The organism is Phytoactinopolyspora endophytica, assembly GCF_004138495.1.
GTDB classification, from domain to species: Bacteria; Actinomycetota; Actinomycetes; order Jiangellales; family Jiangellaceae; genus Phytoactinopolyspora; species Phytoactinopolyspora endophytica.
On sequence record NZ_ML142855.1, the window covers coordinates 256,605 to 271,568 of the forward strand.

12 protein-coding genes are annotated in these 14,964 nt (G+C 67.3%); 9 read left to right on the forward strand and 3 right to left on the reverse strand.

Annotated features, from left to right (window positions below; genetic code table 11):
• The first annotated feature begins 208 nt into the window (after positions 1-208).
• From ELR45_RS16015 to ELR45_RS16030, 4 genes are all read left to right on the forward strand, one after another.
• Entirely contained in the window at positions 209-1,255 is a 1,047-nt protein-coding gene (locus tag ELR45_RS16015) for a Gfo/Idh/MocA family protein (RefSeq protein WP_420813895.1), read from the forward strand.
• A gap of 100 nt (positions 1,256-1,355) precedes the next feature.
• Complete coding sequence (locus ELR45_RS16020) at positions 1,356-2,360, forward strand: sugar phosphate isomerase/epimerase family protein (protein ID WP_129667291.1); 1,005 nt, start codon at positions 1,356-1,358, stop codon at positions 2,358-2,360.
• A 108-nt stretch (positions 2,361-2,468) separates the two neighbouring features.
• Positions 2,469-3,218: a sugar phosphate isomerase/epimerase family protein gene (locus ELR45_RS16025; protein WP_129667292.1), complete on the forward strand. Its 750-nt coding sequence runs from the start codon at positions 2,469-2,471 to the stop codon at positions 3,216-3,218.
• A 45-nt stretch (positions 3,219-3,263) separates the two neighbouring features.
• A complete protein-coding gene (locus tag ELR45_RS16030; RefSeq protein WP_129667293.1) occupies positions 3,264-4,367 on the forward strand; it encodes a Gfo/Idh/MocA family protein in 1,104 nt (367 codons plus the stop codon).
• Between the two features lie 4 nt (positions 4,368-4,371).
• Here the strand turns inward: ELR45_RS16030 and ELR45_RS16035 are convergent, their stop codons facing one another.
• Positions 4,372-5,277, reverse strand: coding sequence for a TIGR03619 family F420-dependent LLM class oxidoreductase (locus ELR45_RS16035; protein ID WP_165367820.1), 906 nt, complete (start codon positions 5,275-5,277; stop codon positions 4,372-4,374).
• 378 nt (positions 5,278-5,655) lie between these two features.
• Between ELR45_RS16035 and ELR45_RS16040 the strand changes: the two genes are divergently transcribed.
• Complete coding sequence (locus ELR45_RS16040) at positions 5,656-6,780, forward strand: phage baseplate protein (protein ID WP_129667295.1); 1,125 nt, start codon at positions 5,656-5,658, stop codon at positions 6,778-6,780.
• A gap of 134 nt (positions 6,781-6,914) precedes the next feature.
• Here the strand turns inward: ELR45_RS16040 and ELR45_RS16045 are convergent, their stop codons facing one another.
• Positions 6,915-8,066 (reverse strand): ROK family transcriptional regulator, encoded by a 1,152-nt coding sequence (locus ELR45_RS16045; protein ID WP_129667296.1) that lies wholly within the window; start codon positions 8,064-8,066, stop codon positions 6,915-6,917.
• Between the two features lie 200 nt (positions 8,067-8,266).
• On the opposite strand from ELR45_RS16045, the gene ELR45_RS16050 reads away from it, so the two are divergent.
• The 4 genes from ELR45_RS16050 (at position 8,267) to ELR45_RS16065 (ending at position 13,873) form a co-directional block, all read left to right on the forward strand.
• The gene (locus ELR45_RS16050) at positions 8,267-10,477 is read left to right on the forward strand and encodes an alpha-galactosidase (RefSeq protein ID WP_129667297.1); all 2,211 of its coding nucleotides are present in this window, start codon (positions 8,267-8,269) and stop codon (positions 10,475-10,477) included.
• Positions 10,478-10,509: 32 nt separating this feature from the next.
• Positions 10,510-11,433: a carbohydrate ABC transporter permease gene (locus tag ELR45_RS16055; RefSeq protein ID WP_129667298.1), complete on the forward strand. Its 924-nt coding sequence runs from the start codon at positions 10,510-10,512 to the stop codon at positions 11,431-11,433.
• A 17-nt stretch (positions 11,434-11,450) separates the two neighbouring features.
• Positions 11,451-12,389, forward strand: a complete 939-nt coding sequence (locus tag ELR45_RS16060; RefSeq protein WP_129667299.1) for a carbohydrate ABC transporter permease — start codon at positions 11,451-11,453, stop codon at positions 12,387-12,389.
• 125 nt (positions 12,390-12,514) lie between these two features.
• The gene (locus ELR45_RS16065; protein WP_129667300.1) at positions 12,515-13,873 is read left to right on the forward strand and encodes an ABC transporter substrate-binding protein; all 1,359 of its coding nucleotides are present in this window, start codon (positions 12,515-12,517) and stop codon (positions 13,871-13,873) included.
• 214 nt (positions 13,874-14,087) lie between these two features.
• On the opposite strand, the gene ELR45_RS16070 is transcribed toward ELR45_RS16065, so the two are convergent.
• Positions 14,088-14,798 (reverse strand): glycerophosphodiester phosphodiesterase, encoded by a 711-nt coding sequence (locus ELR45_RS16070; protein WP_129667301.1) that lies wholly within the window; start codon positions 14,796-14,798, stop codon positions 14,088-14,090.
• Positions 14,799-14,964: the final 166 nt, after the last annotated feature.

Sequence of the window (14,964 nt, forward strand, 5' to 3'; positions counted from 1 at the left end):
CGCGAAGAAGATGTCAGGGATACCGGCCGCCATCGCTGAGGCGCCGACCGTCGAGTTCGCGGGCAGGCGCGAGGCGGCGGTGTCGCAGCGTATCGGGCACGAGTTGCCGCACCATCCTTGCCGCCATTGCCGCACAACCGGGAGGGCCAGCGTGCCAAGTGACGCATCCGATGGTCGAAGGCCAGTGGCGATCGTCGGAACCGGGTTCATGGGACGGGTCCACGCCCGTGCCGCGCAGGTGGCCGGAGGTCGCATCGTCGGAGTGGTCGGGTCCAGCCTCGAACGGGCGCGCGCCGCACGCGCCGAGTTCCGGGCGGAGGATGCGTTCGCGACGTTGGAGGACCTCGTCGCCGCCGTAGACGTCGGCGTGGTGCACGTCTGTACCCCCAATCACCTGCACGCCGAGGTGACACACGCGGCTCTGGCCGCAGGCAAGCACGTGGTCTGCGAGAAACCGCTGAGCACCGACGTGGAGACGGCGAGCGCGATGGCCAGAGCTGCGGACGCCGCCGCGCGCATCGGCACAGTGCCGTTCGTCTACCGATTCCATCCGATGGTCCGTGAGGCCCGTGAGCGTGTCCGGCGAGGCGAGATCGGGAGCGTCGTCCTCGCTCATGGCAGCTATCTTCAGGACTGGCTGTTGCTGCCGAGTGATGACAACTGGCGTGTCGACCCAGCGCTGGGCGGGCCGATGCGGGCGTTCGGCGACATCGGCTCACACTGGTGCGACCTCCTCGAGTTCGTGACGGGCGACCGCATCGCCCGTGTGTCCGCGCAGACCAGCACGGTCCACCAGAGCCGGGGCGACATGAGTGTGCAGGTCGGCACCGAAGACGCCGTCGTCATGCAGTTCACGACGGACGCCGGGGCCGCCGGATCCGCGGTGATCAGCCAGGTCTCGGCAGGACGGAAGAACCGCCTGCTGCTGGAGGTGTCCGGAACCGAGGGGACGTTCAGCTTCGACCAGGAGAACCCGGAACTGCTCTGGTACGGCGGCCGGGAACGCAGCAGTGTCCTGGTCCGGGACCCAGACACGCTCACCCCGGCGGCCGCACGTTATGCGCGGGTCCCGGCCGGCCATGCTCAGGGGTACCAGGACTGTTTCGATCATTTCGTCGCGGACACGTACGCCGCACTCGACGGCGACACACCCGACGGCCTGCCCACGTTCGACGACGGCGTACGGGCCACGCGGATCGCCGACGCCGTCCAGGAGTCGGCGGCGAAGCAGGCATGGGTCGAGATCGTACAGTGAACACGAAGAAGATCTATGGCGTCCTGCGGAGCGAGCGCTCTGACCCGCTGTCCGCAGGACGCTGCAAGTCGGGCTACGAAGGTTTGACGAGGGAGCGAACATGAGCCGACCGATCACGTTGTTCACCGGGCAATGGGCCGACCTGCCGTTCGATGAGGTCGCCAGGCTGGCGTCGGAATGGGGATACGACGGCCTGGAGATCGCCTGCTGGGGCGACCATCTGGATGTATGGCGTGCCGTCGAGGACGACGCGTACGTCCAGTCTCGGCTGGACATCCTGGACAAACACGGCCTGAAGGTGTGGGCCATCTCCAACCACCTGAAGGGGCAGGCGGTCTGCGACGACCCGATTGACATCCGGCACCGTGGCATTCTGCCGGACCGGATCTGGGGCGATGGGGAACCGGAAGGCGTCCGCCGGCGTGCGGCGGAAGAGATGAAGCACACCGCGCGGGCGGCAGCCAAGCTCGGAGTGGATACCGTGATCGGCTTCACCGGATCGGCGATCTGGAAGTACGTCGCGATGTTCCCACCCGTGCCGCAGGACGTGGTCGACGCCGGCTACCAGGATTTCGCGGACCGATGGAACCCGATTCTCGATGTGTTCGACGAGGTAGGCGTACGGTTCGCGCATGAGGTGCATCCGTCGGAGATCGCCTACGACTACTGGACGACGGTGCGTACGCTGGAGGCGATCGGGCACCGGGAGGCTTTCGGCCTGAACTGGGACCCGAGCCACATGGTCTGGCAGGACATCGACCCGGTGAGCTTCCTCTGGGACTTCCGGGATCGGATCTACCACGTCGACTGCAAGGACACGAAGCGGCAGGTCGGCAACGGCCGGAACGGCCGGCTCGGCTCCCACCTGGCCTGGGCGGACCCGAGGCGTGGCTGGGACTTCGTCTCCACCGGTCACGGCGATGTGCCGTGGGAGGCCGCATTCCGGATGCTCAACACGATCGGCTATGACGGACCGATCTCGATCGAGTGGGAGGACGCGGGGATGGATCGGCTCCGTGGCGCGGCCGAGGCGGTGCAGTACATCCGCACACAGCTATTCGACCCGCCGTCGGAGGCGTTCGACGCCGCCTTCGCGACGGACTAGGGCGCACGTCGTCGGCGTCACCGGGCACGCTGACCTCTGCGTTCACCGGAGGCGGCTATCGACGATCGGAAAGAGAACGCACGCGAAGACCATGGAGGAGAACCCCGCATGAGCAAGCCCTTAGCCGTTCAGCTGTACTCGGCCCGTGACCAGATCGCCGAGGATCGGGACGGCGTGCTGCGACGTCTCGCCGCGATCGGCTTCGGGGCGGTGGAGCCTTTCGAGCCTCTGAAGGATCCCGCCGGGTTCCGCAAGATCTCCGACGACCTCGGCCTGGTCGTCTGCGCCGTACACGCCGTGGACCTGGTGCGCGGCGCCGAGCCGGCGGAGGTGTTCGACGCGATCAATACTCTCGGCACCGACCAGGCGATCGTCCCCGGCGGTATCCCAAAGGAGGAGTTCACCAGCGCCGACGGGGTGAAGCGCGTGGCGGATCTGCTCAACGGCCTTGCGGAGAAGGCCCAGGCCCACGGGCTTCAGCTCGGCTACCACAACCACGAGCACGAGCTGGAGTCGACGGTCGATGGTCGGCACGCGCTCGACGCGTTGGCCGATCTGCTCGCGCCTGAGGTGTTCCTGGAGGTGGACACCTACTGGGCGGCGGTCGGTGGCGCTGACGTCCCGGCGCTGCTACGGCGGCACTCGGACCGGGTGCGGCTGTTGCACGTCAAGGACGGTCCGGGTGTGCGCAGCGGGCACAACGTCGCGGTCGGGACAGGATCGATCCCGGTTCCCGAGTATCTCGCCGCAGCGCCGGACGCCTGGCGGGTAGTGGAATTCGACAGCTGTGCCACCGACGTGCTCGACGCCCTGGAGGCGAGTTACCGATACGTGGCGGCGTTGGACGGTCTGGGATGACAGGCGCGGGTAGATGACAGGTTCGGGCAGAGGAGCACGGAGAAGATGAACAGTGGACCGGTGGGCGTCGCGATCGTCGGCGCTGGAGTGATCAGTAAGCAGTACCTCGCCAACCTGGCACAGTGCGACGATGTCCGCGTGGTCGGGGTGGCCGACCTGGACGTGGATCGGGCGAAAGCGGTAGCCGGCGAGCATGGTGTGCCGCACGCGGGGGACATGCGCACGATCGTCGCCCGTGACGATGTGGAGATCGTCGTCAACCTGACCATTCCTGCGGCGCACGGTGAGGTCGCGCGCGCCGCGCTGGCGGCTGGCAAGCATGTCTTCGGCGAGAAGCCGCTTGTCGTGGACGTCGAGGAAGGCGAGAAGCTGCTGGCGGAGGCCGCCGAGCAGGGCTTGCGCATCGGCTGTGCTCCGGACACCGTGCTCGGTTCCGGCATCCAGTCGGCGATCCGTGCGATCGACAAGGGCGTGATCGGGACGCCGGTGGCCGCGACCGCCGCGTTGCTCTCGCATGGACCCGAGGGCTGGCACCCGAGTCCGGAGTTCCTGTACCAGCGCGGCGCCGGACCGTTGTTCGACATAGGCCCGTACTACCTGAGCACGTTGGTGGCCCTGTTCGGGGCGGCGAGCAGGGTGGCGGCGACAAGCCGGCAGGGCCGTGCAGAGCGGGTGATCGGTTCTGGGCCGAAGGCGGGCACACGATTCGCCGTCGAGGTGCCGACCCATGTGAACGCCCTGGTGGACTTCCCGGATGGACCGAGCGCGTCGTCGACGTTCAGCTTCGACTCGTCGGTGCACCGGAACATGATCGAGGTCGCCGGCACCGAGGGAACCCTCAGTGTGCCGGATCCCAACCAGTTCCGCGGGTCGCTGACGGTTCTCGCCACGGGGCAGCAGGACTGGCAGGAGCTGCCGATCGAGGGCACTAGTCTGGGGCGCGGGATCGGCGTCGTCGACATGGCACGGTCGATCCGTGCCGGTGTGCCGCATCGGGCTTCCGGCGAGCTGGCGCTGCACGTGCTGGAGATGATGACGGCGATCAGTACCTCCGCGGAGACCGGTGAGTTCGTGACGATTCGCTCCCGCGTCGACCGGCCGGAGCCGTTGGCGGTGGACTGGGACCCGGCGCAGTCGACGCTCGCCTGAGGGGTTACCCGCGCTGGCGACTCAGCTCGACCAGCCGGCTCATGAGCTCCAGCTGCTCGTCCACCTCGGCATCTCCCTGCCAGAAGACCTCGGTCACGCCGATCTGCTCCAACCGGGACAGCGCCTCGGCGGCCTGCTCGGGCGAGCCGTCAGGGGCAGCGCCGCCCTCCGCCGGCTTGGCGGCCGGGTTGGCGTTCACTCGCATGACGACGGGCAGGACGGACGGGTCGTGTCCGGTGTCGCGGGCGGCCTCGTGGAAGGCCCGGACCGTCGACTCGATGGCGTCCCAACCGAACCAGATCGGATTCAGACCGAGGCCCATCCGTGCGGTGCGCCGGATCGACGAGGGAGACGACGCGCCGACCACGATCGGCGGCCCGCCGGCCTGTACCGGCTTGGGGTTGATCTGCGACGGTGCGATCTTGTAGTGGGCACCTTCATAGCTGACTGGGTCTGGTCCCCAGACGGCACGCAGGGCCTCGATGAACTCCCCGAACCCAGCACCTTGCCGGCTCTTGTCCACGCCGGCGGCTTCGAACTCCTCGTCCAGCCACCCTTGGCCCAGACCGGCGACGATCCGGCCACCGCTGAGCTTGTCGAGTGTCGCCAGACTGCGCCCCAGCGCGACGGGATTGTGCAGCGGCGCGACCATGACGCTGGTGCCGAGCCGGATCTGGCTGGTACGCGCGGCGGCGAAAGCCAGCGCCTCGAGCGGTGAGTAGACCGTGTTGTAGATCTCCGGCATGCGGAAGGTGTTCCCGCCCATGCTCACCTCGCCGACGGGGCTGAGTTGCCTTTCGAACGACCAGAGGGAGTCGAGACCTATCCGCTCGGCCTCCTCGGTGACGCGGGAGATGGCGTCGGCGCTCGCGTGTGCGCCTGCTGTCGGAAGGGCCATGCCGAGTTTCATCGTCAAACTCCTCGGGTCGGTGTCGCACTGTGACGAAGGGATCGTCCGGCATGACACTACCCCTGGCGGCACGGACGCTGCAGCTGACGGGTAGCACTGTGGATCGGGTTTTAACACAACTGGCGATAAGATTTTAGATGTCCTTGGAGTGAACGTCATCTGTCGGTTCGTCCCGCGCCAGGGATCTCATAGACCCAGGTGAAAGCGTTATGTTTGAGAATGACGGGGAACGGAGCTGGCCACGGCTCGGGTGGTGTCAGGACCGTCGTCGGGGTTAGTTAGGCACGCTGGGTCTTGTACTTAACGTGATCATCAGTAATATTAACGCTACTTATGAGATGTCGTCTCCCGCGCCGTGGGATGAGAGAAGGAGTGGCGATGGCTGACTGGCCCATTCGGACCGGCAATCGTGACATGGATGGCTCGGCCGTATCTCGAGCGCTGACCCGTCGGCGTTTCCTGTGGCTCGGCGGAGCGGTCACCGGAGCCGTCGCATCCGGTGTCGGGCTGGGAGCGGCGGCCGGCACCGCCGCCACGACGTCCGGCCGCAGGCTGCCACCCTCGGATCCGTTCGATCTGGACGCTCCCACCGATGCTCTGTTCGTCAACCGGGAGCTGCACGACCAGCGCACGATCATGCAGTCGTTTGCGGTGGACAGCGTCGGTGGCGACGTCTACGTCGTCCAGATCACCCAGGCCGGTACGCCACTCCCCGGCGACGAGCCCGGCGATGAGGAGTACGCCCGCCGTGCCGCGCGTGGCGATCTGACGATGACGCGCCTCGATCTCGACGGCAACAGGCTCGGGCACATGTACCTCAAGCGATTCGGGCACGGTGTGGCGATCGGCGTGGAGAGAGTCGGTTCCTCTGTACACCTCTGGACCGAGGTCGACGCCGTCACCGAGGGGAGTAGTGGTTGGGGCACCCGCCTGCTGCGGTTCCCGTTCTCCGACGGCGCGGTGATCGATGCCGACCGTACGCCGGATCTGCAGCGGCGGGAGCTGTTGCCCGGCGTCGACCGCACCACCTGCAACGTGGATTCGGCCCACAACACTCTCGTCATGCGCTACCGGCGGGACGGAGGGTTCCGATACGGGCTGTTCGACCTGAACCACGTACGGCAGCAGCGCCCCAGTTACACGCCCATCGCCGACGTGGCCCAACCTGACGTGCTTGTGGGGACCACCTTCCAGGGTTACGCCAGCTTCGGTCGCTATCTCTATCTGCTGGACGGGCAGATCTACAGTGACTCCAACCCGCCGGAGGGGAAGGGCAACACGCACCTGACCCGGGTCGACTGGCAGACCGGAGAGGTGGAGCAGCGGATCCACGTCACCGACTATCACGAGCTGCACCGCCGCGAGCCGGAAGGCATGGGTGTCTGGCTCGCGCAGCCGGGCCGTCCGGACAGCGCGCGGCTGGGCTTCGCGTTCGGCACCAGTGTCTCCGCCGATCCCGCCGACGACCGGCTGTGCAGCATCCTCTACAAGAGCCTTGCATGATCCAGGCGTGAACCGCCGGTAGGCCTGACCAGCGGGATCACGGGCGGCGTCGCGGCGAGCGGGACGACGGGCGGCGTCGCGGCGAGTGGAGCCCCGGCGACACTGCGTCGAGCGGATATCACCGCGGGTCGTGATCACGGATGGAGGTTGCCGAGTACGTAGTTCTGGATGGCGATGACGGCGGCTCCGCGGGCCCACTCGAAGAAGTCGAACGCCTGAATGTCGAGGTTGACGCGGCTCGCCCGCGGGTCGCGGTCCTCGTGCAGGCGTTCGATCATGGCGTCGTAGCCGACGTGAGCCAGCCGGACGCCGTCGCCGGCCAGGATGACCTTGTTCGGCATGGTGAGGTTGGCGACCAGCGCGATCAGCCGGCCCAGCGCACGCCCTCCGTCGTCGACGATCCGCCGTGCCGCGGGGTGTCCTGTCGCGGCGAGGTCCAGGCATTCGTCGTAGGTGACGTCGCGCCCAAGTGCCACCGAGATCGACGAGCGGATCCCGGGAATCGACAACATCGAGTAAGAGCAGCCGTGGTGTCCCATCGGGCACAGCGGCCCGGCCGAGTCGAGGGGAAAGTGGCCGATCAGGCCGATGCCGGCGTCCGGGCTGGCGACCAGCTTGTCATGGACGACGAGCCCGTAACCGACGCCCATGCCCACGGTGATCACGGCGAACCGCTCGTACTGGCGTCCCGCCCCGAACCAATGCTCGGCTTCGGTGACGGCGATGACGTCGTTCTCGACGACGACGGGTAGCCCGGTCGCCTCGGTCAACATCGTGGCCAGCGGCACGTCGGTCCAATCCAGGTACGGCGCCCTGGCGACGGTGAGGTTGTCGGTGGAGGAACCGCCGAGGCTGACGCCCAGAGCTGAGATGCCGTCCACGCGGTCGCCGAGCTTGCCGATGAGCCCGCTCATTGTGGCCACGACCTCGGCTGGCTCGCGGCGGTCGAGCGGTGCGCGCTCACTGGCGATCACCTCCGCTCGGAGTGTGGTCAGCACAGCGTGCGCCTCGTCGCCGGTCAGCTTGATGCCGAGGAAGAACCGCGAGGTGGGGACCACGTCGAGTAGCACGGCCGGCCTGCCGATGCGGTTCTCGGGCTGGATGCCGACCTCGGACAGGACTCCGATGTCGAGCAGCGGCTTGGACAGCCGGGTCAGGCTTCCGGCGGAGAGGGACAGCCGCCGCGCCAGCTCGGCGCGGGACAGCGGACCGTGGTAGAGAACCTCCAATGCCACCGAGCGCGCGGGTTCGGTCAGGCCATTCCACAGTGGCGACGCGACGTGCATGGACGTGCCTCCAGGGAGTGTGGAGCCCAGTCTAGCGGGCCAGTTTTATTCTGCAACGACAAATATAGCCGGGATATCTAGCGCGCGGCTGGCTAGATGGCGGCTTCTGGTGACATCCATGTTCCCTATTGACATCTATAACTTCTGCTACGAAACTAACTCCCCAAGCGACCCCGACTCTGTACTCGCCGGAGCTGCACATGCCAAACCTGTCCCCTGAGAACCTCGTCCACTGCCGAGCGGCGGGGGTGAGCCTGCTGGTCGAGTGCCCGGACCGTCGATTGCCGCAGGTACTCTACTGGGGCCGAGACCTTGGGGAGCTCGACGAGCGGGACCTGGCCGCGGTGGCGTTGAGCCAGCGGTCGCAGACGGTGACGAACGACGTCGATCAGGACGTCCCTCTGGCCGTCCTGCCCGAGCCGGCCGGCGGCTGGATGGGCGTTCCCGGTCTGTCCGGGCACCGTGACGGACGCGGCTTCTCCGCGCTGTTCACCGTGGAGTCGGTGACCGGCTCGCAGCCGGACGCGTCGGCCACCGGTTCCGTGCCGGCCACCAGCACTGAGCCGGCGGCGTCGCTCGGTGCCGGACAGCAGGTGACGGTCACCGCGACCGACGCCGCGGCCGGGCTCCACCTGACGCTCGAGCTCGGGGTGACGGGTGCCGGCCTGGTCAGGCAGCGTGCGACGGTCCGCAACACAGGGGAGTCCAACTACACCGTCGACGGTGTGACCCTCGCCCTGCCGGTCCCGCCCAGCGCCACTGAGCTGCTTGACATGACTGGTCGGCATCTGCGCGAACGCAGCCCGCAGCGCTCCCCGTTCAGCATCGGCACGCACCTGCGGGAGAACCGTCGCGGCCGCACCGGGCTGGAAGCCACCCTGCTGCTCGCCGCCGGCGAGGAAGGGTTCGGCTTCCGAAACGGCGAGGTCTGGGCGATGCACGTTGGATGGAGCGGCAACCACCGGGTGCTCGCCGAGCGGAACGCTCGTGGCGAGTCCGTCCTGGCCGGCGGCGAGCTGCTGCTCCCCGGCGAGGTCCGGCTGGAGGCCGGCGCGGAGTACACGACGCCGTGGGTCTACGGGGCGTACGGGCATGGCCTCGACGAGGTGTCGCACCGCTTCCACCAGCATCTGCGCGGACTCGACGGCCGGGCGACGACGCCGCGACCGGTCACCATGAACACGTGGGAGGCGGTCTACTTCGACCATGACCTCGACCGGCTCAAGCACCTCGCGGATCTCGCCGCCGAGGCGGGCGCGGAGCGGTACGTCCTGGACGACGGCTGGTTCCGTGGCCGCCGCGACGACCATGCCGGTCTCGGCGACTGGTATGTCGACGAGACCGTGTGGCCGGATGGGCTGCACCCACTCATCGACCACGTCGACGAACTCGACATGCAGTTCGGGCTGTGGGTGGAGCCGGAGATGGTCAACCCGGACTCGGACGTCGCCCGGGCACACCCGGACTGGATCCTGGCCACCGGCGACCGGATGCCTCCGGAGGCCCGCCACCAGCAGGTGCTCAACCTGGGCAACCCGCACGCGTACGCCTACATCCTCGAGCGGCTCGACGCGGTCCTGACCGAGTACCGCATCGGATACCTCAAATGGGACCACAACCGCGACCTGGTCGACGCCGGGCATGCTCCGCTCGGTGCGGCCGGCGTGCACCGGCAGACCCTCGCCGCGTACCGGCTGATCGACGAGCTGCGCCGTCGGCACCCTGGCCTGGAGATCGAGTCCTGCTCGTCCGGCGGCGGCCGGATCGACCTGGGCATCCTGGAGCGCACCGACCGGGTCTGGACGTCGGACTGCATCGACGCACTCGAGCGGCAGCAGATCCAGCGCTGGACCGGTCTGCTGGTGCCGCCGGAGCTGCTCGGGTCGCACGTGGGCGCCACGACGTCGCACACGACGGGGCGCAGCCACACCCTCGGCTTCCGCGCCGGCACGGCGCTGTTCGGCCACTTCGGCATCGAATGGGATCTCACCTCGGCGTCTGCGGAGGAACGCGCCGAACTTGCCCGCTGGATCTCGCTCTACAAGGAGGTTCGTGAGCTGCTGCACACCGGCGACGTGGTTCGCACGGACCATGCCGACCCGGCGATGCTGATCCACGGGGTGGTGTCCGCTGACCGATCGCGAGCGATCTACGCGATGGTGCAGACGGCGACCAGCGTGCAGGCGCCGGCCGGGCAGGTGCGGCTGCCGGGCCTCGACCCGCGGGAGCGCTACCGGCTCGCGCCGCTTCCCCCGGGTGACACGTTGGAAGGGCCCGCGCGGTCCACGCTCCCGTGGTGGACCGACGGCGTGGTCCTCCCCGGGCAGGTGATCTCCGGCGTCGGTGTCCAGGCGCCGACGCTCTACCCCGAGCGGCTGGTCCTCATCGAGGCCGTCCGCATCGACTCCTAGCACCCCAGGTCCAGGTGAGGAGATGATCCGAGATGAGTTCACAGGTCAGTGCCCAGTCCGCGATCAAGACCGGCGCGAGGAGGTCGCGCCGGCTCGGTGACCTCTGGGTCGCCCTGGCGTTCCTGCTCCCGTCGGCGGTCGGATTCGTCGTGTTCTACCTGTGGCCGACGATCCGGGGCTTCTACCTCAGCCTGACCGACTACTCGCTGCTCGGGGACGCGCAGTTCCTCGGCTTCGACAACTTCCAACGACTGTTCAACGACCCGCTGTTCTGGAACTCGCTGCGGGTCACGCTGCTCTACGTCGTCATCAACATCGGCCTGCAGACGGTCGTCGCGCTGGCTCTGGCCGTCCTGTTGCATCGGCTGACGCAGTCGGTCACCATCCGCGGCCTCGTGCTGCTGCCCTACCTGGTGGCGAATGTCGTGGTAGCTCTGGTGTGGTTCTGGATGCTCGACTACCAGCTCGGCATCGTCAACCAGCTGATCGATTGGATCGGGCTGGGGCGGATCCCGTTCTTCGGCAGTGAGACCTGGGCCATCCCCACCATCGCCATGATCAACGTCTGGCGGCACATGGGGTACACGGCGTTGCTGATCTTCGCCGGTCTGCAGATGATCCCGAAGTACGTCTATGAGGCGTCCGCGCTCGACGGTGCCTCCGAGTGGCGGACGTTCTGGCGGGTGACCCTTCCGCTGCTGCGCCCGATCATGGCGCTGGTGCTGGTCCTCAGCGTCATCGGCTCGTTCCAGATCTTCGACACGATCGCGGTGACGACGGCCGGCGGACCGGTCGACTCCACCCGTGTCATCTACTTCTACATCTTCGAGCTCGCGTTCGAGCGGTTCGACTTCGGCTATGCCGCGGCGATCTCGGTGGTCCTGTTCCTCATCCTTGGCGGCGTCGCCATGGCTCAGCTGAAGATGCTGCGCGCTGGCGATTCCGACCTGTCCTGATCGGAGGTGAAGAAGGCATGAGTGTCCTGACCCGAACCCAGCGTCCCGAGCTGTCCCAGGATCGCGCCGCGTCACCCCGTCCCCCGATCAACTGGGGCCGGGTGGTGGCGTGGACCTCGCTCGTCGTCCTGCTGATCGTCACCCTCTTCCCGTTCTACTGGATGCTGCGTACGTCGCTGTCGAACAACCGATCGCTGGCCTCCGAGGCTGGCTCCCTGCTGCCCGCTGACTTCACGCTCGGCGCGTTCCAGCGTGTCCTCGGCATGGCGTCCACCGAGGAGGCGCTGGCCGAGGGTGGCTCCGGAGCGAACGTCAACTTCTGGCTCTACCTGCGCAACTCCATCATCGTCGCCACCGTGGTCACCGTCGGCCAGCTGTTCTTCTGCGCAATGGCGGCCTATGCATTCGCCCGGCTGCGCTGGCCGGGACGGAACAAGGTCTTCTTCCTCTTTCTGACCGCGCTTATGGTGCCGCCGATCTTCACCACGCTGCCCAACTTCATCCTGATCCGCGACCTCGGCCTGCTGAACACGTTCGCCGGGATCGTGCTGCCGACGTTGTTCATGACGCCGTTTGCCGTGTTCTTCCTGCGCCAGTTCTTCCTCGGGCTGAGCCGGGAGATCGAGGAGGCGGCGATGATCGACGGCGCCGGCCACCTGAGGATCTTCTTCCGGCTGACCATCCCGATGGCCTCGGCGCCGATCGCGACGCTGGCCATCCTCACTTACATCAACGCCTGGAACGACTACATGTGGCCGCTGCTGGTCGGCCAGGAAGAGAACGTGCGCGTGCTGACCGTCGCGCTCGGGGTCTTCCGTTCGCAGACACCGCAAGGCAGCCCGGACTGGGCCGGCCTGATGGCCGCGACGCTCATCGCGGCACTTCCGATCATGATCCTTTTCGCCGTGCTCGGCCGCAGGGTAATCAACTCCATCGGCTTCAGCGGCATCAAGTAAGGCACTCACGCAGGGCACTCACCCAAGCACTCCGGCCTCAGACACGCACGCAGGGCACTCACTTAACGCACTGACCCAACGCACTCACCCACGGCACGCTCACCCAATGAAGGGATGGGGTTCCCATGAGAAAGGCACTACGACGCTCCACCGGGATGATCGCGATTCCGGTTCTGCTGGCCGCATGTGGCGGCGACGACGGCGGTAGCGGAGGTGACGGCGACAGCGCGGCAGGTGGAACGATCACCTACTGGTTGTGGGACGCCAACCAGCTACCGGCCTATGAGGCCTGCGCCGACGCGTTTCACGAGGCAAATCCGGACGTCCGCGTCAATATCGAGCAGTTCGGCTGGGACGACTACTGGAACAAGATCACCACCGGCTTCGTCGGCGGGACGGCGCCGGATGTCTTCACCGACCACCTGTCCCGCTACCCGCAGTTCGCGGGGCAGAACCAGCTGCTGGCGATCGACGAGTTCGTGGAGCGCGACGGTCTCGACCTGTCGATCTACCACGAAGGGCTGGCCGACCTCTGGATCAGCCAGGAGGGGGAGCGCTACGGGCTGCCGAAGGACTGGGACACCGTGGCCGTCTTCTACAACGAGGAGTTGCTCGACGACGCCGGGCTGACCCCGGAGGACATGGCCGACCTCGATTGGAACCCCGACGACGGGGGCAGCTACGAAGAGGTCATCGCGCGGCTCACCGTCGACGCCAACGGTGTCCGCGGCGACGAGCCCGGCTTCGACCCGGACAACGTAGAGGTGTACGGGCTCGGCCTGAATGGAGCGGGCGAGGGCTTCGGGCAGACCGAGTGGAGCATGTACGCCTTCAGCAACGGGTGGACGCACACGGACGAGAACCCGTGGGGGTCTCAGTTCAACTACGACGACCCGGCGTTCGTCGAGATGGTCGACTGGTGGCGCGGTCTGATCGAGAAGGGCTACATGCCTAGCTTCGAGCAGGCGACGGCCGGCGTGAGCATGATGGAGTCCTACGGCGCCGGCACCTACGCCATGGTGACCGAGGGCAGCTGGAATACCGGCGCGTACATGGGGCTCAGCGATGTGCAGACCGGCCTGGCACCGACCCCGGTCGGCCCCTCTGGTGAACGTACGAGCATGTTCAACGGGCTCGCCGACTCGATCTGGGCCGGCACCGACAACCCGGAGGGAGCCTGGGCCTGGGTGAGCTTCCTGGCGTCGGCGGAATGCCAGAACATCGTGGCCGAGCACGCCGTCGTCTTCCCGGCGATCCAGGAGTCGACGGAGTTGGCACAGACGGCGTTCGAGGAGTCCGGCGTCGACGTGTCATCCTTCACGGTCCACGTCGAGGAGGGCACGACGTACCTAGCGCCGATCACCGACAACTGGGCCGAGGTCACGGCCATCATGGGATCCACCATGGACTCGATCATGTCGTTCTCCTCTGACACAGACGCGCTGACCGGCGCCAACGCCGAGGTCAACGCCCTCTTCGAGTAGGAGGCCCGGCCGCTGGGATCGCACAGCTCGTGTGGCTCCGCGGCAGCGTCACCGGCGCTCTACGTGGCGGTCCTCGAAGGGAGATTCGCGGGGAGCAGGGCGAAGGGATCACCAGGCGGTGGGTTGCGTTGAGCGTGTCTTGCTCGGTCAATCTATGGCCCGGCTGGGCTTTAGCCTGGTGAGCCCTTTGCCCCGCTCCCCGCGCCTGCTACGTTCAGGCAGTGACGAGCCGGCCGTCGCTGATCGTGTAGCCGTGCTCGAACAGCAGCGGTGGGTAGTCGGTCGTGAAGCCGTTGACTCCCAGCGCTGCCGCGTCGTACAGCTGTTCGGGGGTGTTCACGAGCCAGACGTTGTAATAGAGCCCGCGTTCCTGGGCGTGCGTCACCAGTGCTTGATCAGTCCCCGGCCAGCCGAACAGGACCCGGCGGGCGCCGAGTTCCTGTGCCTCGGCGACCGTCTCCGTCGACCCGGTCTGGTTGATCAGCCCGACGACGCACCCCGGCAGGCGTGCCGCCAGCACGGAGATGGTCTTCGGGTCGAAGCAGGTGGGGGAGACCCGGTCAGCGTCGTCGGGGCGGCGCTGCAGCACGTCGACCAGGTTGTCGACCACGTCCGGGTCCTTGATCTCCACCTGAAGCCGGGCGTCCGTGCCCGCGAGCACCTCGTCGAACGACGGGATCTGCTGGCCACCGCCGGCGTCCAGGGCGCGTAGTTCGTCAAAGGTCATGTCGCTGACCGCGCCGCTGCCGTCGGTGGTGCGGTCCACGGTCGCATCGTGGATGACCACGAGCGCACCGTCCTTCGACAGCCGGAGGTCGAGCTCCAGCTCATTGGCGCCCTGCTCGACGGCGAGCCGGAACGACTCCATGGTGTTCTCAGGCGACACGCTCATGGCGCCGCGGTGGCCGCAGTTGATGAAATCCATGCACTCTCCAAGCTCGTGTGTGCGCCCGTGATCATCAACGCCTCAGACCGCCCGGCGTCGGGCTGAGGCGTTGATGATCACGGGATCGGGAGATGACTACGCGCCGAAGTAGCGCTCGTAGTTCTCGGCGATGTCCTCGGCGCCCTGCCGCAGCTCAGCGGCCACC

Bases quoted from the DNA above. Each gene is read 5' to 3' on its own strand.
- ELR45_RS16055 (WP_129667298.1), top strand. From the start codon at position 10,510: ATGAGTTCACAGGTCAGTGCCCAGTCCGCGATCAAGACCGGCGCGAGG.
- ELR45_RS16050 (WP_129667297.1), top strand. From the start codon at position 8,267: ATGCCAAACCTGTCCCCTGAGAACCTCGTCCACTGCCGAGCGGCGGGG.
- ELR45_RS16045 (WP_129667296.1), bottom strand. From the start codon at position 8,066: ATGCACGTCGCGTCGCCACTGTGGAATGGCCTGACCGAACCCGCGCGC.
- ELR45_RS16035 (WP_165367820.1), bottom strand. From the start codon at position 5,277: ATGAAACTCGGCATGGCCCTTCCGACAGCAGGCGCACACGCGAGCGCC.
- ELR45_RS16040 (WP_129667295.1), top strand. From the start codon at position 5,656: ATGGCTGACTGGCCCATTCGGACCGGCAATCGTGACATGGATGGCTCG.
- ELR45_RS16025 (WP_129667292.1), top strand. From the start codon at position 2,469: ATGAGCAAGCCCTTAGCCGTTCAGCTGTACTCGGCCCGTGACCAGATC.
- ELR45_RS16070 (WP_129667301.1), bottom strand. From the start codon at position 14,798: ATGGATTTCATCAACTGCGGCCACCGCGGCGCCATGAGCGTGTCGCCT.
- ELR45_RS16015 (WP_420813895.1), top strand. From the start codon at position 209: ATGGGACGGGTCCACGCCCGTGCCGCGCAGGTGGCCGGAGGTCGCATC.
- ELR45_RS16030 (WP_129667293.1), top strand. From the start codon at position 3,264: ATGAACAGTGGACCGGTGGGCGTCGCGATCGTCGGCGCTGGAGTGATC.
- ELR45_RS16060 (WP_129667299.1), top strand. From the start codon at position 11,451: ATGAGTGTCCTGACCCGAACCCAGCGTCCCGAGCTGTCCCAGGATCGC.
- ELR45_RS16020 (WP_129667291.1), top strand. From the start codon at position 1,356: ATGAGCCGACCGATCACGTTGTTCACCGGGCAATGGGCCGACCTGCCG.
- ELR45_RS16065 (WP_129667300.1), top strand. From the start codon at position 12,515: ATGAGAAAGGCACTACGACGCTCCACCGGGATGATCGCGATTCCGGTT.